General features: G+C 46.7%; 25 protein-coding genes. 18 read left to right on the top strand and 7 right to left on the bottom strand.

Annotated elements, in window-relative coordinates:
- The first annotated feature begins 34 nt into the window (after positions 1 to 34).
- The 7 genes from ACLVWU_RS12025 to ACLVWU_RS11995 all read left to right on the top strand — a co-directional run bounded on the left by ACLVWU_RS12025 (position 35) and on the right by ACLVWU_RS11995 (position 4,237).
- Complete coding sequence (locus ACLVWU_RS12025; protein WP_413574973.1) at positions 35 to 433, top strand: hypothetical protein; 399 nt, start codon at positions 35 to 37, stop codon at positions 431 to 433.
- Between the two features lie 144 nt (positions 434 to 577).
- On the top strand, positions 578 to 919 hold the full coding sequence (locus tag ACLVWU_RS12020) for a hypothetical protein (protein WP_413574972.1): 342 nt from the start codon (positions 578 to 580) through the stop codon (positions 917 to 919).
- Between the two features lie 95 nt (positions 920 to 1,014).
- Positions 1,015 to 1,755 carry a TIGR02147 family protein gene (locus tag ACLVWU_RS12015; protein ID WP_413574971.1) on the top strand — a complete coding sequence of 247 codons (741 nt, stop codon included), beginning with the start codon at positions 1,015 to 1,017 and terminating at the stop codon, positions 1,753 to 1,755.
- The gene (locus tag ACLVWU_RS12010) at positions 1,752 to 2,663 is read left to right on the top strand and encodes a hypothetical protein (protein WP_413574970.1); all 912 of its coding nucleotides are present in this window, start codon (positions 1,752 to 1,754) and stop codon (positions 2,661 to 2,663) included. The genes ACLVWU_RS12015 and ACLVWU_RS12010 overlap by 4 nt, the downstream gene beginning before the upstream one ends.
- A gap of 10 nt (positions 2,664 to 2,673) precedes the next feature.
- Complete coding sequence (locus ACLVWU_RS12005) at positions 2,674 to 3,138, top strand: hypothetical protein (protein WP_413574969.1); 465 nt, start codon at positions 2,674 to 2,676, stop codon at positions 3,136 to 3,138.
- A 175-nt stretch (positions 3,139 to 3,313) separates the two neighbouring features.
- Positions 3,314 to 3,775 carry a hypothetical protein gene (locus tag ACLVWU_RS12000; RefSeq protein WP_413574968.1) on the top strand — a complete coding sequence of 154 codons (462 nt, stop codon included), beginning with the start codon at positions 3,314 to 3,316 and terminating at the stop codon, positions 3,773 to 3,775.
- A 33-nt stretch (positions 3,776 to 3,808) separates the two neighbouring features.
- Positions 3,809 to 4,237: a hypothetical protein gene (locus ACLVWU_RS11995; RefSeq protein WP_413574967.1), complete on the top strand. Its 429-nt coding sequence runs from the start codon at positions 3,809 to 3,811 to the stop codon at positions 4,235 to 4,237.
- Positions 4,238 to 4,275: 38 nt separating this feature from the next.
- On the opposite strand, the gene ACLVWU_RS11990 is transcribed toward ACLVWU_RS11995, so the two are convergent.
- Both ACLVWU_RS11990 and ACLVWU_RS11985 read right to left on the bottom strand, forming a co-directional pair.
- Positions 4,276 to 4,680, bottom strand: a complete 405-nt coding sequence (locus tag ACLVWU_RS11990) for a cytidine deaminase (RefSeq protein WP_413574966.1) — start codon at positions 4,678 to 4,680, stop codon at positions 4,276 to 4,278.
- Positions 4,681 to 4,700: 20 nt separating this feature from the next.
- Positions 4,701 to 5,270, bottom strand: a complete 570-nt coding sequence (locus tag ACLVWU_RS11985; protein ID WP_413574965.1) for a Maf family protein — start codon at positions 5,268 to 5,270, stop codon at positions 4,701 to 4,703.
- An 81-nt stretch (positions 5,271 to 5,351) separates the two neighbouring features.
- Here ACLVWU_RS11985 and folE2 point away from each other — a divergent pair, with 81 nt between their 5' ends.
- From folE2 to ACLVWU_RS11960, 5 genes are all read left to right on the top strand, one after another.
- Entirely contained in the window at positions 5,352 to 6,263 is a 912-nt protein-coding gene (folE2, locus tag ACLVWU_RS11980) for a GTP cyclohydrolase FolE2 (RefSeq protein ID WP_413574964.1), read from the top strand.
- A gap of 83 nt (positions 6,264 to 6,346) precedes the next feature.
- Complete coding sequence (locus tag ACLVWU_RS11975) at positions 6,347 to 6,847, top strand: Fur family transcriptional regulator (RefSeq protein ID WP_413574963.1); 501 nt, start codon at positions 6,347 to 6,349, stop codon at positions 6,845 to 6,847.
- Positions 6,848 to 6,985: 138 nt separating this feature from the next.
- Positions 6,986 to 7,687 (top strand): hypothetical protein, encoded by a 702-nt coding sequence (locus ACLVWU_RS11970; protein WP_413574962.1) that lies wholly within the window; start codon positions 6,986 to 6,988, stop codon positions 7,685 to 7,687.
- A gap of 109 nt (positions 7,688 to 7,796) precedes the next feature.
- A complete protein-coding gene (gene uvrA / locus ACLVWU_RS11965; protein WP_413574961.1) occupies positions 7,797 to 10,397 on the top strand; it encodes an excinuclease ABC subunit UvrA in 2,601 nt (866 codons plus the stop codon).
- 14 nt (positions 10,398 to 10,411) lie between these two features.
- Positions 10,412 to 11,443 (top strand): DUF475 domain-containing protein, encoded by a 1,032-nt coding sequence (locus tag ACLVWU_RS11960; protein ID WP_413574960.1) that lies wholly within the window; start codon positions 10,412 to 10,414, stop codon positions 11,441 to 11,443.
- Here ACLVWU_RS11960 and ACLVWU_RS11955 read toward each other — a convergent pair.
- Together ACLVWU_RS11955 and ACLVWU_RS11950 are read right to left on the bottom strand one after the other, a co-directional pair.
- Entirely contained in the window at positions 11,385 to 12,281 is an 897-nt protein-coding gene (locus ACLVWU_RS11955) for a DMT family transporter (protein WP_413574959.1), read from the bottom strand. The two genes, ACLVWU_RS11960 and ACLVWU_RS11955, sit on opposite strands and share 59 nt — an antisense overlap.
- A gap of 3 nt (positions 12,282 to 12,284) precedes the next feature.
- Positions 12,285 to 13,007, bottom strand: a complete 723-nt coding sequence (locus ACLVWU_RS11950) for an FAD-binding oxidoreductase (protein WP_413574957.1) — start codon at positions 13,005 to 13,007, stop codon at positions 12,285 to 12,287.
- 114 nt (positions 13,008 to 13,121) lie between these two features.
- Here ACLVWU_RS11950 and ACLVWU_RS11945 point away from each other — a divergent pair, with 114 nt between their 5' ends.
- Together ACLVWU_RS11945 and ACLVWU_RS11940 are read left to right on the top strand one after the other, a co-directional pair.
- A complete protein-coding gene (locus ACLVWU_RS11945; protein WP_413574955.1) occupies positions 13,122 to 15,161 on the top strand; it encodes a hypothetical protein in 2,040 nt (679 codons plus the stop codon).
- A 77-nt stretch (positions 15,162 to 15,238) separates the two neighbouring features.
- On the top strand, positions 15,239 to 16,264 hold the full coding sequence (locus ACLVWU_RS11940; protein WP_413574954.1) for a hypothetical protein: 1,026 nt from the start codon (positions 15,239 to 15,241) through the stop codon (positions 16,262 to 16,264).
- Between the two features lie 92 nt (positions 16,265 to 16,356).
- Here ACLVWU_RS11940 and ACLVWU_RS11935 read toward each other — a convergent pair whose 3' ends face one another.
- Entirely contained in the window at positions 16,357 to 17,016 is a 660-nt protein-coding gene (locus tag ACLVWU_RS11935) for a hypothetical protein (RefSeq protein WP_413574952.1), read from the bottom strand.
- 151 nt (positions 17,017 to 17,167) lie between these two features.
- Here ACLVWU_RS11935 and ACLVWU_RS11930 point away from each other — a divergent pair, with 151 nt between their 5' ends.
- Entirely contained in the window at positions 17,168 to 17,815 is a 648-nt protein-coding gene (locus tag ACLVWU_RS11930) for an HD-GYP domain-containing protein (RefSeq protein ID WP_413574951.1), read from the top strand.
- A gap of 133 nt (positions 17,816 to 17,948) precedes the next feature.
- Here ACLVWU_RS11930 and ACLVWU_RS11925 read toward each other — a convergent pair whose 3' ends face one another.
- Positions 17,949 to 18,749: a DUF1338 domain-containing protein gene (locus ACLVWU_RS11925; RefSeq protein WP_413574949.1), complete on the bottom strand. Its 801-nt coding sequence runs from the start codon at positions 18,747 to 18,749 to the stop codon at positions 17,949 to 17,951.
- A gap of 271 nt (positions 18,750 to 19,020) precedes the next feature.
- On the opposite strand from ACLVWU_RS11925, the gene ACLVWU_RS11920 reads away from it, so the two are divergent.
- A complete protein-coding gene (locus ACLVWU_RS11920) occupies positions 19,021 to 20,460 on the top strand; it encodes a transposase (RefSeq protein WP_413574948.1) in 1,440 nt (479 codons plus the stop codon).
- Positions 20,450 to 23,512, top strand: coding sequence for a hypothetical protein (locus tag ACLVWU_RS11915; RefSeq protein WP_413574947.1), 3,063 nt, complete (start codon positions 20,450 to 20,452; stop codon positions 23,510 to 23,512). Before ACLVWU_RS11920 ends, ACLVWU_RS11915 begins: the two co-directional genes overlap by 11 nt.
- Here the strand turns inward: ACLVWU_RS11915 and ACLVWU_RS11910 are convergent.
- Positions 23,509 to 24,324, bottom strand: coding sequence for a TIGR02147 family protein (locus tag ACLVWU_RS11910; protein ID WP_413574945.1), 816 nt, complete (start codon positions 24,322 to 24,324; stop codon positions 23,509 to 23,511). The genes ACLVWU_RS11915 and ACLVWU_RS11910 overlap by 4 nt on opposite strands.
- Positions 24,325 to 24,435: 111 nt before the next feature.
- Here ACLVWU_RS11910 and ACLVWU_RS11905 point away from each other — a divergent pair, with 111 nt between their 5' ends.
- Positions 24,436 to 25,914: a hypothetical protein gene (locus tag ACLVWU_RS11905; RefSeq protein ID WP_413574944.1), complete on the top strand. Its 1,479-nt coding sequence runs from the start codon at positions 24,436 to 24,438 to the stop codon at positions 25,912 to 25,914.

Raw genomic sequence — 25,914 nt, 5'->3', positions numbered from 1 at the left:
GATAAGTATTGGGTGACTATCTAAGGAGATATCCATGCGTAAAGTTCTACTTTCTGTCCTTGCAGTATCTGCATTCACTTTTTCTGCAAACGCAGATGTTAAAAAACCCACTTTGGTTTGTAACTTCACTGAACCATTTATCCAAATCGTAGTTTTGGCTAAGACTCAAACTATTGGTACAGTTGGTGATCACGTAGCATTGCGTTCTCCAGGTAAAGACACTGTAATGGGTGCGATCGAAAGCACATCTATTAAAGACGGTGTGAACACTTGGAAATTGTCTGGCGAAGGTCTTGATCAATACGTTCTTGATATGGTTTTCGGTAAAAAAGGCAACGACGGCATGTCTGACAAAGAATACCATTACGAAGGCATCCTAAGAACACCAGACGACCAATTCGTTCTATACGGCGGTTGTGACCTGGTTAAATAGTAAGATAAGGCTGGAGAGATCCAGCCTTATTTTATGCATTCTGATGCGGCAGTTTTGCCGCACTTTGCGGCTCCAAAATTGGATTTTCATCCCTTGCAGCTGGTAAATATCTTCTGAAGCTAAACCGAACCTTCAGGAGTAATTGTGAAATACCTTATCGCTCTATTAAGTCTATTCACTTCCTCATTTGCTTTCGCACAACCCATCGATGACGACGTTAAGATCTTGGCAGTCACATGTTATGAATTGCGAACTGAAAACTATCTGTATGCCAATATCGGAAAAGCGCAGGTTCAAGGCGAATCTGGCGAGCGATTCGAATTGGACTTGTGGGTGGACCGTTTTGACGAAGAGGCTGATGTATTGGCCAATAAGCTATGCAAAAATCTAAAGCAGGCACAAAAAGAGAACACCTTGGTCGAAGTCACATACGACTTGTGGTTGGATGCAGATGGTAGCCTTCACAAATATATCGTAGCTGAATAGAAGCCCCCTATAAAATTTTACAACTGCGGCAGAAATGCCGCGGGTTGCGGCAAAATAAGTGGAAAATGAGTCAAATACCCTTTAAAAGCATTCCCATGCTTATCAATCATCTACAGTCGGTCTTTGCGGAACGCAGTCGCAAAAACCCTTCTTATTCACTTCGAGCCTTCTCCAAGTCATTGGATATGGACTCTTCAACCTTATCGGCGCTCCTAAGTGGTAAGCGTCCGATGACGACCAAAACGGCGATGAAGATCATCGATCGTTTGGAAATCAATGAGCCTTTGCAAGTGCAAAAGCTGTTGATGGGTGTGTTGGGGGCGGAAGAAGCTCCTCAAGCCTATTCAGATATCGATTTGGAATCTGCAGAGATGATCAGCAGCTGGGAGCATTTTGCGATTCTGGCAGTCCTGGAACTTCCAAAAGCTAAGACCGATACGACAGCCATTGGGAAGCGTCTGAATATCCCCCTGGGAGTGACCTTGGAATGTCTGGTTCGCTTACAAAAGCTAGGCCTGGTTACCAAAGACGCGACCGCGTGGAAATTGACCGGCAATAATATGTCGACGCCAAAGAATATTCCGAGTTCAAAAATTCGTGAAGGGCACCGTCAATTTATTCACAGAGCCATCGAATCCCTTGAACAACACTCGGTCGAGCAGCGTGATATCACCGGTATCACCATGGCGATCAATAAAAAGAAGCTGGCAGAAGCGAAAAGTCTGATCGAAGACTTCAGACGCAGAATTTCTGCTTTTCTGGAGACGGGGACTCGCGACTCTGTATACAGACTGAACGTTCAATTATTTCCTTTAACTCAGGAGAACCCAAAATGATGAAGCGAATTACTTCGCGGTTCATAATGGCGATCCTTCTTTTCTCTGTTGTTTCAGCGGATCTGGCTGCGGCAAAAAATTCCGTTGGGAATTTGCGTACCCTTCCGAAGACGTGGACAATGAGAGATGGTTGGGATCACGGCAATGCAGGGGATTCCTTTGCTGCCGAATTTATCATGACCGCCAAGGATTTGGTTCAACATCTAAGAACTCTGCCAAGTACCGAGTTAAAGGGTTTTAAAATTGAAACCCTTATCGGTGCGATCGAAACCACCACGGTTCGCAGTGAGCCGGTGTTGTATTATGAAGATGGTCGCGAAGTTGAGGGCATCAATAAGCCAGAACAAAAGCTGATCCTGATCAATCGTCGCATGTGGCGTGAAAACCGCGTCGAGACAGAAACTTTGCATCGTTATACTTTCGTATTGCACGAGTATCTTTGGATCATGGGTATTGATGATACTCAGTACAAAGTGTCGGCGCCGATTGTGGCTTTGTTGCCAGTGAAGAACTATGACCCATCGAAATGGTGGAATCCTTTGAACCCGGTCAACTATTTGACGTTGAATCTGGTTTACAACAGTGGTGGATGCTCGCTTGAAGGGGCTTCCTTTAATTTAGCCAAGACTGAAGAAATGGTGATGGTGGAAACCAAAGGGGACTGCGCTGATGATTATCGTAAGGTGGTTATCGCCAAGAGCTCTTTGACGGCTCCTCCGTCATCGAATGCCCGCGGAACATTCCATCGTTTTCAGGTGGCCGTGATGGATCGGGACGGAAACAACCTTGGTCAATTGACCTATGAACCTGAATGGGGCCGCTGCCTTGGCCCGCAAACCGGAGCTTGTGCTTCGTCCGGCAAAATGCTTGTCGGTGGTGTCGAAATTATTTTCTGGTTAAGACCATAAGGATATGAGTATGAAATTGAATTTATTTGTTCTTTTGACGGCATTGATGATGACTCCCAAAGTTTTCGCATACGCAGCCTGTGTGGGTGAAACTTACCAGGGTAAAATCGTGATCGTGGAAATCATCACGGAAGGTCCTTTGGCTAAAGCGCAAAGCGGTATGGTGACGGTGGCTGAAGCGGGTGTTGGCAAATACACCTACCAGTTGAAGCAAGAAGAAATCGCCCAATACTTCGAAGGTGGTGACACCAGCACTGCGATGGTAGGCTTGGCGGCTTATCAAGCTGGCAACAATCCGGTATGGATCATGTACCGCGGAATCAACTATCACGGTGACCTGGTGGGAGTCCTTCGCGATCCTGCACGTGTGAAACAAACAGGAAATGAAATGCGCGTATGGCGCGGCCCGGGTTACCCTGCGGATCAACAAAGCCAATTCACCGACGTCGTCTGCAATTTCTCGTTAGAGCAGTAAAGCAAAAGGTACGGACACACTTTCTCCCACAATTTGCAATTCTCTAAGCCCAGTCTAACCAACTGGGCTTTTTCTTTTCTTCAGTGCGCGGCAAAATTGCCGCAGATATATTCTAGCATTCTGGAGATAAGAACTCCGCCGATTTATAAGTAGCTCATACAAACGAGGAGTACTTATGAAAATGGTAAATGGTCTTTTAGTAGCAATGGTAACGGTTATTGGTGCATCGTCTTTCGCAAAAGACGGCTATGCAGAGCCTAAAGTGGGTTCGCTTCCAGTGATGAGCTGTGATTACACGGAGCCGTTTTTCGACATTAAAGTAAGTGCCAGACATATATATCGCGGTGACAGTTCTGAAATTTTTCAAAAAGGTGACATCGTGACTTACCGAGACCCTGTCACTGCTGAAGATGGCATCTACGTAAAAACCACCACGATTTTGGATGTATCTATTAACTACCGCTACATAACTTTGAAATTCGACCTGGGCGAGCCGCACGGCATGCGCATTCTTCACGTTGATAAAGGCACAAAAGGCTCTGATGGCATGTCGGAAAAAGACTACCCAATGACCGGCACGTCGATTCCTTTGGATAGCATGCAACACACTGAAGTCAGTGGTTGTGAATTCGAGTAAAAACAAACTTTAGCGAGTAACATGGAGAACATTATGATGAAACAGATCTTGATTTTGGCCTTTATAGCAATCGCAACCTCAAACGCCTTTGCCGGTTCTTTTGGCTTGAGCTGCAAAACCGATAATCCTTCTGTGCAAATTGGAAAAGGATATGTGACATTGAACGGTAAGAAATTTGATTATTATTCTGCTGACCGTCTGGGGGGAACCTTCGGAATTGTCGATTTCTTGAAAGAGCAGGGGCCAAAAGTAGTCGTTTCAGTACCGGATGTTCCAACAGATGTTGCTCAAGGTGGTTTTGATGTGATTAGCGAGAAAAACTTCAAAGACGATTGTGGTAACGAGGGCACCGAAACCAAGTACAGAGCAGCCGTAGGAATTTATAGCAGTTACGGTTCAACTTTGGTTCCAGTGGTTCGCATCGTGTGTGAAGAACGCGTTCTTGGTGGGCATTGCTTATAAAACAAAAAGCCCGGGAGACCGGGCTTTTGTATTTTACGTTAGTCCAAGTGTTTTGGAGTGAAGGCTTCCGGGAAGATGTCACCGAATTTGAAGGTCTTCATTTTGCCAGTTAGGTTCGCAGTGTAGATCAAAGTTTCTTCGCTGCCGAACTCTGCAATCACCTGGCGGCAGAATCCGCACGGTGGCCAAGGTTTGTCGGCATCACTGATAACCATCACTTCTTTAACAGATTTTGAAGCGCCTTCGCTGACGGCTTTCCACAAGGCCACTCGTTCAGCACATACAGTTCCACCGTAAGATGCGTTTTCAACATTGCAGCCGTTAAAAATCTGACCGTCAGCCATCAATACTGCGGCTCCGATATGAGCTCCAGAATAGGGAGCATGGGCACGTTTTTGGGCTACAGCAGCGGCATCGAATAGTTTCTTTTGCATGTCGTTCATAGATGACTCCTGGGTTCCGTTTAAAGCGGACTACAAGTCTCTAGTATTTTCCCTAATTCAATCAAGGGTAAACCTTGAATGGCCGTAAAATCTTGGGATTCAATTTTGGAAAACAGCATAATTCCGTGCTTTTCGATCTTATAACTTCCGGCGCAGTCCGTCGGCATATCCAAATCGACATAGCGCTCGATCTGCTCACGACTCATCGCTTTCATGTGCATGCGAGTGATGTCGGTGTAGGGGATGGCCTTTTCGCCGTCAAAAACACAAATGGCCGTTACCAGTTCGTGGGTTTTGCCCTGCATGCTTAAAAGTTGCTCAATGGCTTTTTCGCGGGTGTGCGCTTTGCCAATGATACGACCCTCAAAAGAAACCAATTGGTCTCCGCCAATGACGACTTTGCCTTCGCCTTTAAGGCTTGCTGCTTTCAGGCGGGCCAAATGTTCAGCCAAGGCGCGGGGAGCTAGTGTTGGATCCTTTTCCTTGTCCTCGTCAATAAGGGGAGGTTGTGCGCTAAAAGGCACAGCTAAACGAGAGAGAAGTTCTTGTCTGTACTTGGAAGTTGAAGCCAGGATCAGTTGCTTTTTCATGTTATCGGTTATATTTCAATTCCGCTGTAAAAACTATAAAAACAGAGTCTTTACAGGGATTTTGCGGTAGAAGGCTGAACTATGACGAACAAACATCTTCCAGACGTCGCTAAGGAAACTCATACAGAAAAATTCGCTCCCATTGACTGGGTGGGTATGGGTTCTATTGAACTTCCAATTCTTTTAAAACAGGCCGACGGAGTCTATCGTATTCCCGCACGCGCCGATGCCAAAGTCAGTCTTGATAAAAAACCTTCTCGTGGCATTCACATGTCACGCTTGTATTTGATTACTCAGGAAACGCTTTCCAAAAATGAAATGTCCCTGGGTCTTTTGGGGCAGGCGACAGATGAGTTTTTGAAAACTCACGAAGACCTTTCCACACAAGCTTTGGTGCAAGTGCAATTCGAAGCACCGCTGGTTCGTAAAGCATTGAAGAGTGCCAACCAAGCGTGGCGCTCGTATCCCGTGGTATTGTCCGCTTTCAATGAAAACGGCGCTAAAAAATACTACGTGGAAGCTGTGATCACTTACTCGAGCACGTGCCCAGCTTCGGCGGCTTTGTCTCGCCAGTTGATTCAGGATAATTTCAAACAACAATTCGGTTCAGACTCTTTGGATTTTGATGTGGTTCACCAGTGGTTGGGGACTACTCAAGGAATTGTTGCGACTCCGCACGCTCAACGCAGCTTTGCTCGCGTGAAGGTTGAAGTCGGCCCGAATTATGACTACGCGAAAATCATCGACGTGATCGAGGACGCTTTGCAAACGGCCGTTCAAGGTGCAGTGAAACGCGAGGACGAGCAGGAGTTCGCACTTCGCAACGGACAGAACTTGATGTTCTGCGAAGATGCAGCACGCCGTGGCAAAGAGGCTCTGGATAAGCAGAGTGATATTCTGGATTACGTTGTCGAATTTAGTCATGTCGAAAGCCTGCATCCACATAATGCGGTTGCCCATATTTCTGCCGGGAAAAATTTACGTAGTTTTTGAAATCTAAGTGATAATGATTGTCAGAACTATGGACTTTGACCCAATGGGCGTCCTATATATCTTTGTTCGAGAGGAGCCAACGCATGGGAAGAGATTCCGTACCAGTTTTGCCAAGACAACATGACGAAGACATTGTGATCCATCACGATCCATTTGACGAGGCAGAGCTTAAAAAGATCATTCGTGCGTTGAACCTTAAAGTTACCAGCCAGCGTTTGGCGATTCTAAAGACTCTTCACGAAGGCCGTCGTCACGTAACAGCTCAAGAGCTTTACGAAAAACTGGCGAAAGACCATCCAGAAATCGGATTTGCGACTGTGTACCGTTTCTTGCGTACTTTGACTGAAGGTGCGTTTGTTACGGAAGTTCGCATGGGCGGTTTGCCAGCTCGTTATGAACTAACTCCTAAAGGTCACCATGACCATTTGACGTGCGTGAAGTGCGGTAAGATCTGCGAATTCGAAAATCGTGCGATCGAACAACTTCAGGAAAAAGTCGCAAACCAATTCGGTTTCGCACTTACACATCACATTCTGGAACTGTACGGAGTGTGTCCAGATTGCCAGGCGAAAGCAAATCGCTAAACATCAAAGGGAGCTTTTCAGCTCCCTTTTTAATTTGTGCTATGCCCAAGAGGTGCCTGCCGGTTTTTGGGGATGCAGTGCGGAACCGATATCGGTTCTGCGGTGCGGTTTTATTATCTGTTGAGTTGGGATTGAGTTTTGCAGACACTGCTTTTGGTATTTGCAAAGGATCCAGCGTTGTTAGTCGAACGTCTCTACGAACATTTTTTTAAACCTGAAGTGCGTAAGCAAGGTCGTGAAGACTTTGCTGCCGGACTGGCTGTTCTATCAGTCGCAGGGGATGCGCGCATCGAAGGATACGTAAAAGCATCAAAGCCCGTAAAGGTCTTGTTTGTGGCGGAAAGTATTGCGAGCACTACTTTTTCGGTAGATTGCAATTGTCCATCTGCCGCAAAGGGCAGTTTCTGTCGCCATGTTTGGTCGATCTTATTGCAGGTCGAGAAAAAACATCCGGATTTTTTGGATTCCAAAACGAGTTTGGAAAAAGGACAGCTCTTCGTAACAGTCGAGTCGCCGTTTAAAGCCAAGCAGACCGAATTCAAAAAGCAGCAGTATCAAAAACAAAAAGAGCGTGCGAAAGCGCAGCGCCTGGAAATCAAGACCAAGGCGAAAGGTCTTTCAAACAAAACCGCTAAAGGCACGACGTTTTCACAAGACGTTAACGCCGCCTTTGAATTTTTCACTCTCAATGGTTTTCCTATGGAGACCTCACTCACTGAAGAGTCTTTGAAAAATGCCAAAAAGGTGCTCGCCCGGGTATTCCATCCCGACAAAGGCGGAACTCATGAAGAGTCAGTTATCTTGAACAACCACTACCAAACTCTGTTGGATTACCTATAAACCGGCAGGCACCTCTTGGTGTTTGCGTTGCGTTATTTGAGGTGCGTTTTGTCAGGGCGTTGGGCCAGAAAGTTGTGCCCTGATACCAACCGGCGTACACTGTCAGGCTATGTCACAAGCTGAAGATGGAATCGTAGTAAAAGGCGCCAAAGAGCATAATCTGAAAGATGTCAGTGTGACCATTCCACGCAACAAGATCACGGTTTTCACCGGTTTGAGTGGCAGTGGAAAGTCGTCGTTGGCGTTTGATACGGTCTATGCCGAAGGCCAACGTCGTTATGTGGAAAGCTTGTCCGCGTATGCGCGAAACTTTCTTGAGCAGCTAAAGAAACCTGAAGTCGATTCCATCACAGGTCTTTCGCCAGCAATCGCGATTGATCAAAAGTCTGTCAGCACGAATCCGCGTTCTACCGTGGGAACTGTCACTGAAATTTATGATTACCTTCGCTTGCTTTATGCAAAAGTCGGCGTACCGGAATGTCCCACGCATCACATTCCCGTCAGCTCCCAAACTCCGCAGCAGATTATTGATGAGGTCATTAAAAAAGGCCAAGGTGCGAAGTTTTACGTTCTGGCGCCAATGGCCTCTGGAAAAAAAGGGGAGTTCTTAGCTGAATTTCAACGCTGGGCTAAGAAAGGTTTCGTTAAAGCCAAGGTCGATGGAAAAATGATCGAGCTTGATAAAGCCACGAAGCTTGCGAAAACCAAAACCCATGATATCGACTTGGTGGTCGATCAATTGATCATGAAAGACACGATGAAGATGCGTCTGAGTGAAAGCATCAACACCGCTCTGTCCATGGCCAATGGCCGTGTGATCATTGAAACCCTGGACGGGGAAAGAACCAATTACTCACTTCACTCCGCATGTCCTATTTGCGGTTACAGCTTCCCTGAAATTGAACCGCGTATGTTCAGTTTCAATAATCCCCGCGGTGCATGCCAAACCTGCAACGGTCTGGGCACTTTGGATTTGGAAGAGGAAGAACAATTTTCAGACGGCGAAGTCGGCGGTAAGAAGCTCGACAAAGTCGTCTACAAGTACAAAGGCAAAAAAACTTCCGACGAAGATGATGAAGAGGGCGAGGACATGGTTCTGCATGACTGCCCGGATTGCCATGGTTCACGATTAAGGCCGGAAGCTTTGAATATCAAGGTCGCAGAGAAAACGATTTCTGAGTTGGCCGTGATGAGCGCCGATGATTTGCGTAATTTTTTAGCCACCATCAAATGGCGCACTAAAGATCTGCTGATCGCAGAAAAAATCGTCAAGCAAGCCACGGATCGTCTGGATTACATGATCCGCGTGGGAACAAGTTATCTTTCGATGAACCGCTCTTCGCGCACACTTTCGGGCGGGGAAGCGCAACGTATTCGTCTTGCCACGCAAGTCGGTTCTTCGTTGATTGGCGTCTTGTATGTGATGGACGAGCCCAGCATCGGGCTGCATCCGCGGGATCACCACCGCTTGCTGGATATTATCGGGGAACTAAAAGACCGTGGAAATACCATCTTATTGGTAGAGCATGACGAAGACACCATTCGCTATGCCGATTTTGTCGTCGACCTTGGGCCCCGTGCGGGACGTCTGGGCGGTCACAAAATGGCGCAGGGTACACCTGAAGAATTAGAAAACAATCCGAACTCCCTGACTGGAAAATATCTTAAGGGCGAAGTGCGAATTCCGGTTCCGAAACACCGTCGTGCGGGCAATGGTCATTTCCTTGAGCTAAAAGGCGCCACCGGCAACAATCTGCAAAACGTAGATTTGAAAATTCCATTGGGCACGCTAACAGCCGTGACTGGTGTTTCTGGTTCCGGTAAATCGACATTGATCATCGATACCCTTTACAAGATTTTGGCGCAAAAGTTTTATAAAGCATTGGCAGAACCTGCTCCATTTAAAAAAATCGAAGGCCTGGATAAAATCGACAAGGTCATCGATATTAATCAACGTCCTATCGGACGCACACCGCGTTCGACGCCGGCAACTTATGTGGCGTTATTCCCGTTGATCCGCGATCTGTTTGCGAATCTTCCGGATTCAAAATTGCGCGGTTACGAACCGGGTCGTTTTAGTTTCAACGTTAAGGGCGGTCGCTGCGAAACCTGCATGGGCCACGGTCAAATCCGGGTTGAAATGCATTTCCTGAGCGACGTCTTTGTGACTTGTGATACCTGTCTGGGCAAGCGCTACAACCGCGAAACCCTGAACATCAAGTACAAAGAAAAATCCATTGCCGATGTTTTGGATATGAGTGTCGCCGAGGCGTTGGAGTTCTTTAAAAATCACAGTCACATCCATCGCAAGCTTGAGACTCTCCACCGTGTGGGTCTGGATTACATGACTCTGGGACAAAGTTCGACGACATTGTCAGGCGGCGAAGCCCAGCGCGTGAAGCTCTCTAAAGAGCTGTCGAAACGCGGGACCGGAAAAACATTATACATTCTGGACGAGCCGACCACGGGTTTACATTTTGATGACGTCAGAAAACTGGTGGAACTGCTGCAAGAATTGGCAGATCAGGGTAATACTGTGCTGGTTATCGAACACGCGATGGAAGTGGTGAAAACTGCTGACCATGTGATCGATTTGGGTCCTGACGGCGGTAAACACGGTGGGCTTATTGTAGCTACTGGGACGCCAGAGCAAGTCGCAAAAATTAAGGAAAGCGAAACCGGAAAGTTCTTGAAAAAAATCCTTAAATAGAATTACTTGGTGGAATGCTTAAATATTTCACAGGTTCTATTTTTATTACGATCATCGGTCTTATAGCTTCCTTCTTTGTCGGCCAGTATTACGGCGGCACAGTCGGGGCGGGATTGCAGGCTTTGTTTATTGCTTCAGTCCTGGCTGTTCTTGAAATCTCATTATCATTTGATAATGCCATCGTGAATGCCACAGTTCTTAAGGACATGACTCCGGTTTGGCGTCATCGCTTCCTGACTTGGGGTATGTTGATTGCGGTGTTCGGTATGCGCTTGGTGTTCCCTTTGGGGATCGTCGGAGTGATGGCGAATATCAATCCTTGGGATGCCTTGGTTATGGCGGCAAAACGTCCGGATGAATATGCCGCGTTGATGCTTGCGGCTCATTTGGAAGTCGCGGCCTTCGGCGGTGCCTTCCTATTGATGGTGGCGTTAAGATTTTTCTTTGATGCAGAAAAAATTGAGCATTGGGTGTCTTCAGTTGAAAAACCAATGGCCTTTCTGGGACGCATTGAAGCCATTGAAATTGGGTCGGCCTTAATAATCCTGATTACGATTTCTCACTTCATGCCTCAGCAAAACGAAGCCTATGCCTTCCTGAAATCCGGTTTAGCGGGTTTGATTGTGTTCGTGGCCGTGGACGGCATCGGTGCCTTCATGGAAGCCAGTGAAGAAACCATGCACAACGTGCACAAGGCCAGCGCCGCAAGTTTCCTTTATCTGGAAGTACTTGATGCCTCCTTCAGTTTCGACGGTGTGGTGGGCGCATTTGCCATCACTCACAATCTTTTCATTATCATGATCGGTCTGTCGATCGGTGCCTTCTTCGTCAGAAGTTTGACAATCATGTTTGTGGAAAAAGAAGCCTTGTCCAAGTTTGCATTTCTTGAGCACGGGGCCTTTTATGCGATTTTCGTGTTGTCGATGGTCATGTTGACAGCGCCATTTGTGCATATCCCTGAATGGGTGACGGGACTTTCTGGCGCCGTTATTCTTTTGCTTGCGTTCCTGTGGTCTTTGAAGAAGGGTCACCAAGAATCTGCATAACCGAGGCTCCCATTATAATCACAGCGCCGAGTCCTTGAAACCAGGACAGGCGCTCGTCTAAGAGTAAAAACCCAAAGAGTGCTGCAAAAGGAGATTCCAGCAGGAAAATCATACTTGCAGTCGAATCTGACAAAATCTTTTGTGCTCGAATCTGAATTGAAAAAGCAATCAGACTGGAACCCAGTCCCAGCATTGCGACTCCCAGCCATGATTCCCACGGGGCTGAAAAAACCACCGTCTTCTGAAAAAGCAGCAACGGTGAAAGTAAAATCAAAACCCAAATCGATTGAAAATTATTGAACCGGAATGCGTTGTCCACTTTGTTGGTCACTTTGCCGATATAAATGATGTGACCGGCGGCAAGCACGGAACTGGCCAGGGTCCAAAGATCTCCGACGTTGATATCAGAAATATTTGCATCCATTAAAATAAAGGTGCCGCCCAAAGCAGCCAATGCCAAAACGTAGTTTAAGGTGCTGCTGCGAGCTTTGAAAATCAGTGTGTTAATCAGTGGTACCAGAATCACGTACAGGCTGGTGATGAATCCACTTTTGGTAGCAGTTGTGTACTGCAAACCGATTGTCTGCAGGATCATCAGTCCACCCAGGAAAAATCCCGCGGGCAGAGCTTTCTTAAAATCAGAGATCATGGACGGCAGGCCGGGTTTTTTGAAGTACAAATAAATCAGTTCACCAAAAACCGAAGCAATCAAAAACCGATAGACCAACGCTTCCGCGGGAGTGAACGCGCGCAGGGCGAATACGGTGGCAACAAAGCCAAAACCCCAAAGGGCTCCGGCCAGGATTAATTCAATGGCGGCACGATTTTTTGTCAGCACCGGTTAGTCGAATGCTTCCGACCAGATTTTGTTTTTTTCAATTCCGTCGACTTCGATCAATTGGTGTTTAACTTCTTTGATCATCCCACCGTTACCGCACATGTAGAATGTGGTTGGAATATTCTTGTAATCGAATTCGGAGATGAAGTTTTGGATGTAACCTTTTTTGCCGGTCCAAGTTTCCTGGGGACGACTCAAAACAAATTCGTATTTAAAGTCAGGAAGCTCTTTTGATAGAGCTTCCAGTTCCGGCTGGTAATACATGTCTTTTTCGCTGCGAACGCCAAACAGCATGCGGTAGCGAAGGTTTGGATACTGTTCCTTTTTCGAAAGCAAATAACAAATGTGTTGAGAAAGACCCGTGCCCGTATTCAGGAACACGATTTGCTCAGTTGGAGGTTCTTGGAAGAATACTTTTCCGAAGGGACCTGTGAAATTCAAAGTTTCGCCGCCCTTAAGGTTCCAAACAAACGTCGAGGCAATGCCGTTTTCAACGAATTTAAAAAGAAGACGGAACCCATGGGGATTTCTGTCATCACTTGAAATGGAGTAGGCACGCAAAACAGGTTTCGCTTCCCCTTGGGGAACGTTCAACATTACAAATTGACCAGCCTTGAATTTGAATTCAGCGGGAGTCTCAGTTTTAAGAACCAATTCACGAACTGTCGGCGTGTGATCGATGATTTGTTCGACTTTCATGTGGTAAACCGTGCGAGCTGAAGACATTCTTTCTCCTCCGAATAAGTGCCAGTCATAATCCGAAAATCCCAGACAGTCCAACAATTTAGCTTGTTGATTACGAATCAATTAAATAAACTTAAACGCAGTGAGGTAGCCTTCGTGAATAGTGCACAGCATCTGATTTTATCTCTTCTGGCAGCTTTGAGCTTCTCTGCTCACGCACAAGACAATTTGGATAGCGTTGGAGCGATGGATGAAAATCCTGCCCCGCAGCAGTCCCTGGTCAAATCCGCTGCAAATAGAGAGTTTGATAAGCCCATGTTCTTTGATCAGATCGACAGCGGTGTGGTGTTGCCACCAATGGAGTTGGAATACGATCTGACTGTTCAAAATGGCAAGTCCCTGAAAATCGGCCCGGTTATCCTGAATCAAAACACTTTTAATTTTCAATTAATGCCTTTGGGGCAAGCACATCCGCAATTGGTCAAAGTGATGCCGCCAGATCAAAGAAATGCAGAAGCATTGATCTTGGACTGGCCGGTGGAAATTCTGGGGGCGGCTTCGCTGGAAATGATTTCGCGTACAGGTAATGTGCTTTGGCAGTATGAAATCAAAGAAGCGGAACAAAAAAAATGGAGTGCTCAGCTGCAAGCATGGCGTGCCAGTTTGTTGGCACAAAAAGTTCCGGCAACAGAACTTACCTCGGCGGGATTTTTCGGTAGTGCATTTGCGATTCAGAACTTCAAGGGCGCCGGGTCTCCTTTTGGAAAATTGAACGAGATATTTCGTTTCTGTCTGTCGCACCAGGTGGGACGCGGATACACTCGCTTGTGTTCTCAGTGGTACGGAAATCAAAAGCTGACGGATGGAAAAGTCGTGCTGGGTAAAGCCCGTGTAGATGCGACGACACCGCGTGTGCTTTTAAACAACAACGAAGCCAGTTTGAAACAGTCCGTTCCGACGCCAGCGGATGGACCGACTTCTTTTTTTGCAGAGCTGGCAACGGGGGAAAGTTACGAATTTCTGGTTCAACCGAATAAGCTGCAGTTGATGGATATCGCAGACACGTCACGTCCCGGAGTTCTGCGCATTGTGGGTTATGAAACACGCCCCTTGGGACGTTCTGTCCTTTTGAATCCCGATCAGTATTTGAAACTTACCAAGATGATCGGATTCGAGTCGACGATCGGGGACGAACGCAAGTACTGGGCGGCAGCTTTGCAAAAAGATGATGCAAAAATTTATCTGCCTGGCAAAGGCGGCGGTGTTTTCAAACAGCGCTTTGAATTGTCAGTGGTTCCACGCAGACAGTCGCGTCTTTACCTGCATCAGCGAACTCCGACAGGAACGTATAACGACAACATTAAAATTTTCGGTCGAAAATTGAAAGAAGTCGCTTTGACGACGGTTCAAAATTCGGTGGTTGTTGAAAAGGATGAACCGCAGGAATTTATGTGGAGAATTAAAGCCACAGATCGCGGTGAAATCAATCGTTCCTATATGAACATGAATTACGAAGGACAGGAATATCGGTCCTACTTTGAAATTTACAAAGGCTTCCCGCGTGAATTATCAGCGCGTCTCTCGGTTGCAAAATCTTCTGCAGATTTCGTATTCATGGGCGAAGTGGCGTACAATCAGTGGTTCGAGGATTTATTCTCCTGGACGGATTATTGGCTTTCTCGGCAGCGTTGGGGGATTAGCGCCAAATACTTCCGCTCGTTTAATGAAATTAAAGTCAATACTGCAGGTGCCACGGCACCGCTGGATGTGTTGACTGTGGACCTGAAATACCGCTTTGTTCCCGGTTTGTGGAACCGCGATGAGACCGTAGGCATGATGGCCTCTTATCAGAATGTGAATTTCGGTGATTTATCAGCCCCGATGACCGGCGGCGGGATTTTCTGGGCTCGTTCCATGCCGAAGTTGTTTGATGATCTGTTTAATCTGGTTCCTCTGTTTCGCTATCCGAAATGGGTGGATGTGGAATTTATTTATTACGCACAAAGCTTGAAAGATACTGTGAAGTTGAACTCATCAATGTCGTTGAACTTCCACGGTAAGGTTCTTTGGACCGACATATTTTTCGGCGAAGCGGGTTTTGGTGTTAAACGTTATGCCTTTATAGACTCGATCAAAAACCAAAAAGCAGAGCTAAATACTTTCTACGGTACGGTGGGGATGGGGCTTAGTTTTTAAGCTAAGGTGCCCCTCCGCGGTTCCTGTCTAAATAGTAAACAACTCAATGGGATTCTATTGGATATCGGGGTGGTCTGATGATTGCTCCAGCTGCTTCCATGACGAAATTTCTAAGTATTCTTTTATTGGGCGTTTGTGTGGGCGTGGGGTTGCAACCGAGGGCGGCATTAGCTTCGAGTGGCAAAACCCTCACTGATACTTTAGTCAAAGATCTGTCTTGCCGCGGACTATCTGTGAATAGTATTTATGCTGCAATTCAGCCGAAATCTTCGTTTCACGTTTTCTATCATATCCCCGTGCAAAACTGGTATTTCAAATCCGGCGGTCCCAATCTAGGGGTTTGCTGGGGACTAGCAAGCGTTCAGCGCAAGATGTTTTATTTGGCCCGATTCGAAGAGCAAGAGGAAATCAGCAAAGAGGAACTGGTGCGCCGTACTTTGAATATGGTGCGCGGCCATGAGCTAAGCCCGTTGCAGACGGGTGGTGGTCGTGAGCGAATGCTTAAGACGCCGATTCATAGCTATGAAGTTTTGAAATATTCTGACCTGTCTTTGTTGTCTTCCTGGGCCGCCGAGGAGAAAGTTCCCAACGGTCTATTTCCACTCATCAACAAGGGATACAAAGAGGTTGTGAACAATGAATCCCATTGGAAAACCTTCAAGCTGGACGTGGAGCGTGCTCAGCAGGAGCGTTTTTTCCGAGGATCCAATCTGTCGATGGTAACTCCTGCAGAAGACAACCGCAGTGCTGTGGATAATTTGCTGACATTCTCGACATTAAAGAAAAACCTCGAAGGTCATCGTCTGACTCTTTTGAATTTACGATTTGGCAGATATGATCAGCACGTTGTGGTTGCGAAAGAGATCACGAGAATCGATGACAAGATCGCGATCATTGTTTACGATTCAAACAGCCCATTGCAAAACGGTGTTATCTATTATGATGAGAATACAAAATCATTTCACACTCCTGGAATCTATAAGGGAGTTGTCAATGAAGGTGACCCCGAGCGTGCAATTGGCGTATATGTCATAGATGAGGAAGAGCGGGGGCCCATTGAAGCAGCGATGCTTCGTTATTACCAGGCTCAATGTCAGAAATGATTTAACCAAGCCTCGGTAACGGGAGAGCGCATGTCCTTAAAAATTGTTTTGATTTGCGCTCTGTTGTTAATGGTTCTGGCTGTGATCACAGCCTAGTAATAAGCAAAAATTCCTGCCGTTCCGGTAAAGCCTGAATTTGAATAGTAGCCGCCAGTGACGGTCTGGCGTTCATACAGGTATCCCAGATCAAATCGAAAACAAGCAGAGCTGGAAGTGGGAAACCATTTCACCACAAGTCCGCCGAAGGCGTCGACGATGTCCACTTTGGTGCCATTGCCACGGTCCATATTTCCAAAAGCACCCCAAGCGGTCAGACCGTATAAAAAGCCCTCGCCTGTGATGTTGGGAACCAGATTGTAATCCGCAAAGCCACCCAACTTCCAGGTTGTCGACGTAACATCATTGGCGTGATTCATACTGAATTGTACCAAGGGACCCAGTTCGAACGTCGCCAAATTCCAACCAAAGCGCGTATCCAAAGTCATGCTGGATTCATTGGTGGCATTCTGAGCATCAGATTTGGTGTTGGAAAATCCAAAACTCAAACCCACAAAATTTTCCCGCGTGGCCATTCCCATGTCGTCGCCAAACTGATCTTGAGAGATCAGATCATAAACAGCTCCTGGTGCCAGGGGGGAATTACTTTCGACAATGGCGGTGTTGCCTTTGACTTTGCGTACTTTGATTTTCTGGGCGGAGGCGGTGCCAGCTGTCAGAGTGATCATGGTGAAAATCAGAAGTAGTTGTCTCATCTTGGTTCCTCATGTTGTCGATGGGTCTATTTTCAAAGTGATCCCCAGGACTGTCAACGGGAACTTGTCTCACTCTGAGAATCGGGTGGTTGATTCAGTTAAGTTTATCCAGACCAAGGCCGAAAAGTTTTATGGGAATGAAGGGAGTGGTATGTCTTCGAAGTGGGGAAATATTCCGTCGTGGGCTTATGATTCAGCCAAAGCATTGATGCAGACTTTGAAAACCGTCGACCCTGAAACCTATGCGCATTGCTGCCGTGTGGGGGAGCTTTCGCGCAAATTAGCCCGCGATGCGGGACTCAATGAATACGAACAAAAGCTCGCCGAGTTCGCAGGCCTTTTTCATGACATCGGTAAGATGGGCGTCAGTCAGTCCATCATCTCAAAGCCTGGCAAGCTGGATCCCGCAGAGCAGGAAATCATGCGTTCCCATCCCGTGATGAGCGAACAAATCATTCTGCCCTTGGCGAAACATAGTTTCTTTGAACAAATCCTACCAGCCATTCGCGGTCATCATGAGCGAGTCGATGGCACAGGTTATCCGGATAAAATCGCCGGTGATAAAATCGATATTGTTGCGCGAGTGATTTTGGTCGTAGACACCTACGATGCGATGTCGCAGACCCGGGCTTATCGTAAAGGTTTGCCTGATGAAGTTGTTTATGAGGAACTGGTTCGTTGCTCGGGCACTCAGTTTGACTCGCAACTGGTAAAAGTATTCCTGCAGGCGCATCCGCACTGGGGCACCCAGAAAAACGATCAGGAAACCGAAAATCTAATCATCCGAAAAATCGCCTAAAAGGTACGGACACACTTTTGGTAGCAACTGTGCGTCACCTAAAATAAAAAACCACGGCTAAAACCGTGGTTTTTTATTTTCAAGAAAGCTATGTGACGCACGATTGCTACCAAAAGTGTGTCCGTACCTTTTGCTACTTTTGCTTGTTCGTGCTTTCGAAGATCTTGTCAGCGGATTTTGCGACAAAGCCCTGATAGAATTTGCCGTTATCCATTTTATAACGTTTCGCAAATTCATAATAGCAACCCGGAATGTTGTGAGTGCCATCTGAAAATTTAACTGGAATCTCAGAAGCCATCGTGGAGGATTGCTCCAGATAGTCAGCCTGAGTTCCTTTGACCAAACCACCAGACTTATTCAGAACAACGCCTTTACCTTGCAGGTAATCGTTAAGGTAGTTGATGTCCTGGAATTTTTTAAGGTTGTTGATATTCACAGTGAAGTGATTCGGGCGGAAACCATAGGCAGCAACCCATGATGCGTACTCGGACTCTTTCGCAAGTTCAGAGTACAATGCATAAGACATGTCCCAAGGACGGCCACACATCGAGAAGTCTTCGCCATCGATCACGTTTTGCGGGATGGAGTCAGCCAGTTTGTTCAAAGTTTCCCGAATGAACGGAGATACTTTTTCCAATTCCAACTCGGAAATGAAAATTTTCGGCATTCTTTCGTCAGGATGTTCATAGTGACGGGCAAAAAGTTTTTTCTCCGTGAAAATGTACGGATCACCTTTTTGTTCGTAGCCGAACTTTTTAAATTGTTTCGCCAGGGATTCGATACCCAGGCGGGGATGGTTAAAGGTGCGAAGAGCAATATGGTCATTCAAAACCGTTTCGCCTTCAGAAACAAAAAGATCGTGAATATTTTTGGCAGCTGGATTTAGCTTGCAGTAATCCACCCACATTTTTTCCAGTAAAGTTTCAAGGGTCATGTTGTCTCCCGTTTAGAATCCAAGAATACTTCTGATGTTTAGGGGGGGCAATCGAAGCACTTGGCTTTGGGCGTTACATGGGGAAAAGCAGGGCTTTTTAGGGCTATGGAGCAGAAACTCTAATTAAGGCAGCCTAAGTTCACGGAAAGATTTTCAGATTCGGCTCTAGAGCCGTTATATTCGATTTGGCGAACTTGGGAAACAGGGTGTCGTTGACTCCCTTTCGCTCTTATTATCTTCTACCGCCTGGACTTAAATCCAGAGGGAAAACGTGAGGGGAACAACCTATCTGCTGGCGCTGTTAATCGGTGTCTTTGCAGGTTCCAATTCCATAGCCGCTGAAACCAGCCTTAAAATGCCAAAAGCAGAAGGTATCAGCACCATCAAGAATCCTGAGAAATCAGATGATTCACGGCCCGCGCACGTTTACGGACAAATTCGTCTGGAGGGCATGCAGTACTTCACACCAGTTCCGGATGCACCTCGCCTCACTTACAGTCAGTTACTTTCAGCACGCCTTTCCGTTCTTAAAGAAACCGGTTGGTTGGATGCCGCTTTTGACGTGACCGGGGGAACTTATTTCTCGCGCGGTCAGACTCACATGATCATGCATGAAGCCTACATCGCATCGAAAGGTGAGACCTTCAAGGTTTTCGCCGGTCGTAAAAAGAAGGACTGGAGTGATATCGATCACCGCTGGAACCTGGGGGTGTGGCAACCGTATCTGACTTTGGATTCTCTTCGTCCCGAAGAGGAAGGTCTGACCGGGTTGTTTTTTGACTACAATGAAAAGAACTATCAGGTTTTGGCCATGGTCACGCCAATTTTTATTCCCAGCATGGGACCGGATGTTCGCGAAGAGGGCGGCGGACTAGTTGCTGACAGTCGCTGGTACCGAGCGCCTTCACGTAACTTGGATTTCAATGCTCGCGTAAATACCGTTTACTACAAACTGGATATTCCTGAACAAGCAAAGCTTGTGAATAACGGCGGAGCTTCATTGATGACTCGCCTGGGAGATAAATCCAAAGGCACTTGGGCTGTGGTCAGTGCTGGTTATTTGCCGGTGAACGATTTGATTCTAAAACGCCAGGCCTTTAAGCAAACCTCTGACGATAAACTCGATGTGACGGTTTCACCCGCAGTCACTTATCACAGAGTGGCCTCGGTCGATGTGGGTTACTCCTTTAAGGCTGTGAAAACCACGTTCTCGGTTTTACGTGATGAACCTGAAATTCGTCTTCCCGAGGAAGAATGGGTGATTCAGAAGTTGGAGCCTTTGCAGGCGTATTCTGTCGCAGCTGATTTTGTTCTGACTGAAATTATCACTCGTCCTATCGCTGTTCAGGTGGCTTATCTGAAAGTGGATGGTGGTGGCATCGAGGATATCGATTCCAAGGGTACTGCTGACGACTTCACGCTGTATGATTCCCGTATGAAATTCACCAACAGTTTGATGTTGCGCCTGGAAGGTCAGGTGGCAACGTGGTTCAAACGTCCGTTGGTGACTCGAATCAAGTACCTTTACGACTATGATCAACGGGGTTCCCTGTTGAATACCGAGTTTCAATACTTCCCCACGCAGAAATGGGCCGTGGTGCTTGGCGGAGACGTTCTGGGAGTTCAGGATGAGGGGCATGATCCTTCAGGTTTCCTGAACCAATTCCGCGCCAACGACCGTTTCTATGGAGGCATGACTTATGTTTTCTAAAAACACCTGCATCGCGGTGATGATGGCGGCTTTGGTCGCCTTCACGGCGGGCTGTGATTCTAAAATTGGCGAAGCACCTCCAGAAACCAAAGCTCATGAATTTGGTGGGGCCACTTGTTTGACTGACACCAGTTCCGCAATGCGCGACTTTATCGCTGGTGAAGCCAAAGACGGTGACATCAACGCTTTATGGAGCTGCCTTGGCGGAGCGGTTCAAAGTTTTCAGCGCTACGTGCGCGGCAGTGATAAGTCCCGTTACACCTCTCAAGAATTGGCAACGTTCATTGAGAAAAACTTCATGGATCAAACCAAAGCTCCGCATATCAGCAAAGAACTTCAACTGGAGTTCATGAAGCTGAAGCAGCTTTTCCTGGGCGGCAATGTCGAGTTCCTGACACAAAAGGAACTGACGCGCCTGCAGGAAGTGTTTGCACTTTTGAATGGCATCACTTTACGCATGAATCCCTACATGAAGATCATGGTTTTGAAATGGTCCGTTTCTGAAACGAACCAGGTTCAAAAAGACATGCAGTTCTTCGAGGACGCGAACAAGGAACTCCAAAACTCTGCCAAAGCTTTGGCAGGGCATATCGAGAAAAACGGTCAGGCCTACAACATGTCTGACTTTGTGACTTTTTTAAATGAGCTTTCTTTGGCTTTGGACGATGACTGGTCCGGCGTGGAAGTGGTTCGCACTTATATGCCGGTGGTAAAGAAAGTTAAAAAAGCCCTGGCCGGTGGCAACGAAAACGCCATAGCGCCCAATGAATGGCGCCGTTTCAGTCTGCTAGGGGCCCGCGGTTATATTCAGTACCTTCGCTATTACTATTTCATCGAGCAGGTTCCGGAAACTGATACCGGCTACCGCCTGACTTATCTGGCTCGTACTTTGGAAGATGTTTTGTCTGTGTTTCAGGATCTGGTTGCGGAAAAACCTGAAGGGGTAGTTTCCCGCGAGGAAGTGAACGAGTTGCTGATAACGTTCAGCAAAGTTTGGCCGGACTTTAAAATCTCTCAGAAAATGATCTTGGAATCCATGAAAGTGAAACAGCTGATCTTTGGTGGCAGCATGGATTCCTTTACGACCAATGACTTTAAAACGGCGCGTATGAAGGTCAACAAGCTTAAAACAGTTGTTGAGCGATTCCTGCCGTTTTACCCAATCTACAGTCGCGATTGGGATCCGCAAATGTATTCTCCTGATGAAGCGCAAAAGTATTTTGCCGACGCTCAGGCTGTGCTTGAGAATTCTGGAAAAGAATTGGGTTCTTTGGTTGAAGGGCCTTACGATTTGAATGATTTGATCGTATTGCTGCGTGAATACGAAAAGCTGTATCCACCAAAGCCTAAAGACGGCGAAAAAGAGTCAGTTTTACTTAGCGATGAACTGCAAAAACTGATGCCGTTGATCGTGGATGCCAAGAATATGGTGTTTGGCGGTAACGACTCTTCCTTGTCCAAGAAAATCTGGAGCCCTTTGATGGCGCTGGGTGCTCGTGTCTATATGAGCAGCCTGTATCATCACTACTTTGTTGCTGGAAAACCGTTGGACGAAGCGCAGACTTTGTCGGCGGTTTCCATTTTCTCGAATCAAAGCTTGAATCTGGCGCGTGATATTCTGGTTAAAAAAGCCTCTCACCAGCTATCGATCAAAGAGATCATGCAAATTGCCAATCGTCTGAATCAGGCGGGCTATCTGCCTGAAAAAACCAAGATGGATTCTTTGAAGACCTTGATTGATCTGGCGGTGAACAATGTTCTGGTTTCTCCAGAGGATCGTCTTAGCAATTACGTTCCAAACGCTATCACTATGCACTCGTTGGAGTTGTTGCGTGAAGAAGTGCAGATCTGGATTGATACAGAGATCTTCTTTTCTAAACTGACTCGCAAATTCAATAAGAACGAAGGACTCCGTCCTCGTGATTTCGCAGCTGCCATTGAAAAAGGCCGTACCAGCCTGGACAGTTCCGCGGCCTTGCGTGAAGGCTTGAAAGAGCTGGGCTTTGCCGTCAACACGCCGACACCAATGACCATTGATAACAAGGGCCGCCTGATTATTTCCCGTGAGCTGGCTCAAGTCTATGATCGTTCTTCCATGGCGCAATTGAATTTGAATCGCATGCTGGCGCGAGTGATGATGCGCTCCTTTGCCGGCAATCTAAGCCGTATCAAGGCTTATGCCGGTGTCACTCTTGAGGAAGTAAATGCAGTATTTAAAACTGTGAAGCCCTTCTTCGTGGATCTGGCGATGCTGGAACCGGAAAACGACACATTCGGGGATGCTCGTTTCCGTGATGCCAATATTTTCATGGGGCATTCCGATGGTAACAAGTACGCCTCCTTTACCGAGTTAACTGATCTTGTGGGAATGTTGTGGTCAGGCGTCACTGTGAACACGATGCTGACTGAAACTTTGCCTAAAGAATGTCAGTTTGAAGAATGGGTAAAGAACAAAAAAACGGGTCAGTCCAAACTTGAAAAAATGGTGAAGGTTGACTGCGCTGCCAATGCGTATCGATTCTCGTTAATGGATTCCATGACGGCGACTCCGGCATTCCGCAGTTATCTGAAGTCAGCGAGCAAAGAACTGACACTGGAATTTATCAACAACATGTTTAAATCTTCAGGATATATTCCTAACAAATCCCGCACTACAAAACTTGCGGATTTGGGGCAGGTTCCTCACGCAATTCAGTACGTGGAAATTCTGTTTGCCCGTTTTGATATGGACAATGACGGTTATCTAACTCGTTACGAAGCATCGAAAGCTTTTGATTTGTTTGCTGACCTGTTGAAGGAATATGCGGGCGATCAAGTTGCTCCAAAAGACTTGGAATCTGTATTCATGTTCCTGCTTCGTTACGGTAAAGCACCGACGACGTTCAAAGAAAAAGCGACATGGTTCCTGCGTTGGAAGGGCAAACCCCACAACTGGGAAGTGGCAGCCGACCGCGGTCAGCTGGCGCGCATCCTGGGCTATATCGCCGACATGAGCAACGCTTCAACTGCTGCGACAGTTCCAGAGCTTACCGAGCAAGATTTAGCTCACTAAACTTCAAGCCAATCTAAATTTAAGAGATATAAAGTTTCTGACGGTGACGGGTCAGAAACTTCGCGGACTTTTTTGATCGAGTCCAACAAAAGGCTGCGTACTTTCGACACATCTTCTTTGGAAAGACAAAGCGCCACACTGTAAGCAAGCTCACTGGTGCTTTTCATGGAAGCGTGGCGGGACATCGCCTGCAGGCGCCACTGACTGTGGTGAGTTCCGATCTGATAGGAATCATTTCCTAAGTGCATGTGTGCAGGACCCACGTTGAAGCGGGTGCCTTCCTGAATGCAAAGTCCCTTGTCCAATAAAAAGTCCATGGCATCCGCGCACTCTTTAAGGGGAATGTTCAGGCGTTTTGCGATGTCTTCCAGGGTATTGCTTTCGGGAAGTACACTGGCCAATCGGATCGCAGCATAGACCCATGATGAGTAAAAGCGGCTGGTGTCTTCAGAAGACAGTAAAACATTTTCATGGGGAACCACACCCGAAATCTGATGATGCTTCAGTCGCAGTTCTTCAAGTTCACGGGATAATTCCTGACGAAGCTCTTCGGAACCGGCGCGGTCATAGTCCGCCATTCTTAAGAAGTAACGTTTTTGCCAGGTGCCCAGTAACATATAGTTTGCGATTCCCAGGGCTTGTTCTGTGTTTAATGAGCGCTCGCCACTTAAAATAAGACTGAAATACGACGGGAAGACACCAGCGGCTTTCGATAAGCGGCCATTGATTCCACGACGTTCCGTCGGTGAAAGGCTTTCTATATAGGCCTTCACGAAATCGACGGGTTTTTTGAAAAGGAAGATGTCAGTCATGGCGCGCAATTAATCAAAAGATTAAGGTAAACACAATTAATTAGTTAATAATTAATTTACGCGCGTCGCGGCAACATGCTAGAACCCTTTCATTCAAGGAGTTCAATGATCATGAAACAAGCGTTTCTGTCTTTACTGATTTCGGCATTTTCATTAACTGCATTGGCGCAAATGGGTCCAAGCAATGGCGGCGGCGGTGACGTGGTTGTTCTGCCGAACGACCAAGTTGTATTGGCTGATCCGTTTCTAAATCACGACGGTCAGCAACCGAATAACATGCCTCCGATGAGATCCATCAATCCGCGTATTATTCAGGCTATTTTGCAGTATGGAAAATTCAGCGCAGAAACTCTGAAGCGTCTTTCAAACGGGGAGTACGCAATTCTAAAGCAAATGGAGCTTTTGATTAATCCAAAAGAAAGTGAGCTAAGATTTTATGCCGTCCAATCCGCTCAGGAATTGGCGAACTTCTGTGCTCCGGGTGGAAAGAAGTCCTACAATCTTCCAGATGGTGCTTCTGTTCAAAGCGTGGCTTGTACCGCAGGTCATGAAACCTTTTTGGTTGAACCACTGTTCCTTCGCCTGACAATCCGTGATCAAGCCATGCTTTTGATTCATGAACGACTAACTACATTGCGTGATAAAAATGGCGGTAAAAATTATTCTGCCATCGCTCGCTTCACAACAGGTCTTAAGACGTTCATTTCCGTGGGACAAGATCAGGTGAAAGGCGTAGTCCGTCGTTTGACTGAAGGTGAAGTCCAAAGATTGACGGATTTCTATGTCGCTGCTGAAGAGATTGAAAGACGCAATGGTGATATCGAGGAAACCTCTTTCACTTACCAAGCCCATCCTTATGGTGGCGGAATGATTGCTGCCAGTGCTCAAGTTGCCAGCTCTGCCTATGTGGATCTTCAGTCGCAAATTGCTGGTGGATCCTACGTTGGTGCGGGTGCTATTTTAAGAAACTTCAATTTTGTGTCTAACTGGGCAGGTGCACCGTCCAAGGTAGAGGTTCAACCCGGGGTTCAGGCTCAGAATGTTAAAATTTATTGTGAATACAACGGACCTTGCATTCGTAACTTTGTGATTGGTCAAAACACATATCTCAATAATGTTGTTATGGAAGTTAATGAGCAAACAAGAATCGCATCAGGCCAACGCTTGAGTAACGCAGCCGTTGATCATGAAGCGAAGGAATACGCTCCAATTGGTTACAAACTGAAAGAAATGAATTCTGAAAACTCAGTAGCATGTCCTACCGACGGACAATACTGGGGATCAGATGAAGATCGCATTGAGATCTTCACGACTAAACTTGTTGGCAAAGAGAAAGTGTTTGGTAGGGATTGGAAGTACAGTAAGTGCAGTGTGAAAATCCACACAACCAATTCGTTGTCACCCAAAGCTCCAGGCAATATGTATGGCCTAAACAGCAACGGCATTCTGTATAAAGCAGGCGTTAAAATCCGATATAGAATGGAAGAAGCAGGCTATCCAGCGATGTTAAATTTTTTGCGTTCCCAAGGATTTGGCGTAGGTAGAGACAATCAAGGTCTCTATATCGATGCACCGGTCGTTAAAGAGTAG

The organism is Bdellovibrio sp. HCB290, assembly GCF_047305925.1.
Taxonomy (GTDB): domain Bacteria; phylum Bdellovibrionota; class Bdellovibrionia; order Bdellovibrionales; family Bdellovibrionaceae; genus Bdellovibrio.
Note: the sequence above shows the minus strand (reverse complement) of the source record. Positions and strands in the feature narration are given on the sequence as shown.

Bases quoted from the DNA above. Each gene is read 5' to 3' on its own strand.
- ACLVWU_RS12025 (WP_413574973.1), top strand. From the start codon at position 35: ATGCGTAAAGTTCTACTTTCTGTCCTTGCAGTATCTGCATTCACTTTT.
- ACLVWU_RS12015 (WP_413574971.1), top strand. From the start codon at position 1,015: ATGCTTATCAATCATCTACAGTCGGTCTTTGCGGAACGCAGTCGCAAA.
- ACLVWU_RS12010 (WP_413574970.1), top strand. From the start codon at position 1,752: ATGATGAAGCGAATTACTTCGCGGTTCATAATGGCGATCCTTCTTTTC.
- ACLVWU_RS12005 (WP_413574969.1), top strand. From the start codon at position 2,674: ATGAAATTGAATTTATTTGTTCTTTTGACGGCATTGATGATGACTCCC.
- ACLVWU_RS12000 (WP_413574968.1), top strand. From the start codon at position 3,314: ATGAAAATGGTAAATGGTCTTTTAGTAGCAATGGTAACGGTTATTGGT.
- ACLVWU_RS11995 (WP_413574967.1), top strand. From the start codon at position 3,809: ATGATGAAACAGATCTTGATTTTGGCCTTTATAGCAATCGCAACCTCA.
- ACLVWU_RS11990 (WP_413574966.1), bottom strand. From the start codon at position 4,680: ATGAACGACATGCAAAAGAAACTATTCGATGCCGCTGCTGTAGCCCAA.
- ACLVWU_RS11985 (WP_413574965.1), bottom strand. From the start codon at position 5,270: ATGAAAAAGCAACTGATCCTGGCTTCAACTTCCAAGTACAGACAAGAA.
- folE2 (WP_413574964.1), top strand. From the start codon at position 5,352: ATGACGAACAAACATCTTCCAGACGTCGCTAAGGAAACTCATACAGAA.
- ACLVWU_RS11975 (WP_413574963.1), top strand. From the start codon at position 6,347: ATGGGAAGAGATTCCGTACCAGTTTTGCCAAGACAACATGACGAAGAC.
- uvrA (WP_413574961.1), top strand. From the start codon at position 7,797: ATGTCACAAGCTGAAGATGGAATCGTAGTAAAAGGCGCCAAAGAGCAT.
- ACLVWU_RS11960 (WP_413574960.1), top strand. From the start codon at position 10,412: ATGCTTAAATATTTCACAGGTTCTATTTTTATTACGATCATCGGTCTT.
- ACLVWU_RS11950 (WP_413574957.1), bottom strand. From the start codon at position 13,007: ATGTCTTCAGCTCGCACGGTTTACCACATGAAAGTCGAACAAATCATC.
- ACLVWU_RS11940 (WP_413574954.1), top strand. From the start codon at position 15,239: ATGATTGCTCCAGCTGCTTCCATGACGAAATTTCTAAGTATTCTTTTA.
- ACLVWU_RS11935 (WP_413574952.1), bottom strand. From the start codon at position 17,016: ATGAGACAACTACTTCTGATTTTCACCATGATCACTCTGACAGCTGGC.
- ACLVWU_RS11930 (WP_413574951.1), top strand. From the start codon at position 17,168: ATGTCTTCGAAGTGGGGAAATATTCCGTCGTGGGCTTATGATTCAGCC.
- ACLVWU_RS11925 (WP_413574949.1), bottom strand. From the start codon at position 18,749: ATGACCCTTGAAACTTTACTGGAAAAAATGTGGGTGGATTACTGCAAG.
- ACLVWU_RS11915 (WP_413574947.1), top strand. From the start codon at position 20,450: ATGTTTTCTAAAAACACCTGCATCGCGGTGATGATGGCGGCTTTGGTC.
- ACLVWU_RS11910 (WP_413574945.1), bottom strand. From the start codon at position 24,324: ATGACTGACATCTTCCTTTTCAAAAAACCCGTCGATTTCGTGAAGGCC.
- ACLVWU_RS11905 (WP_413574944.1), top strand. From the start codon at position 24,436: ATGAAACAAGCGTTTCTGTCTTTACTGATTTCGGCATTTTCATTAACT.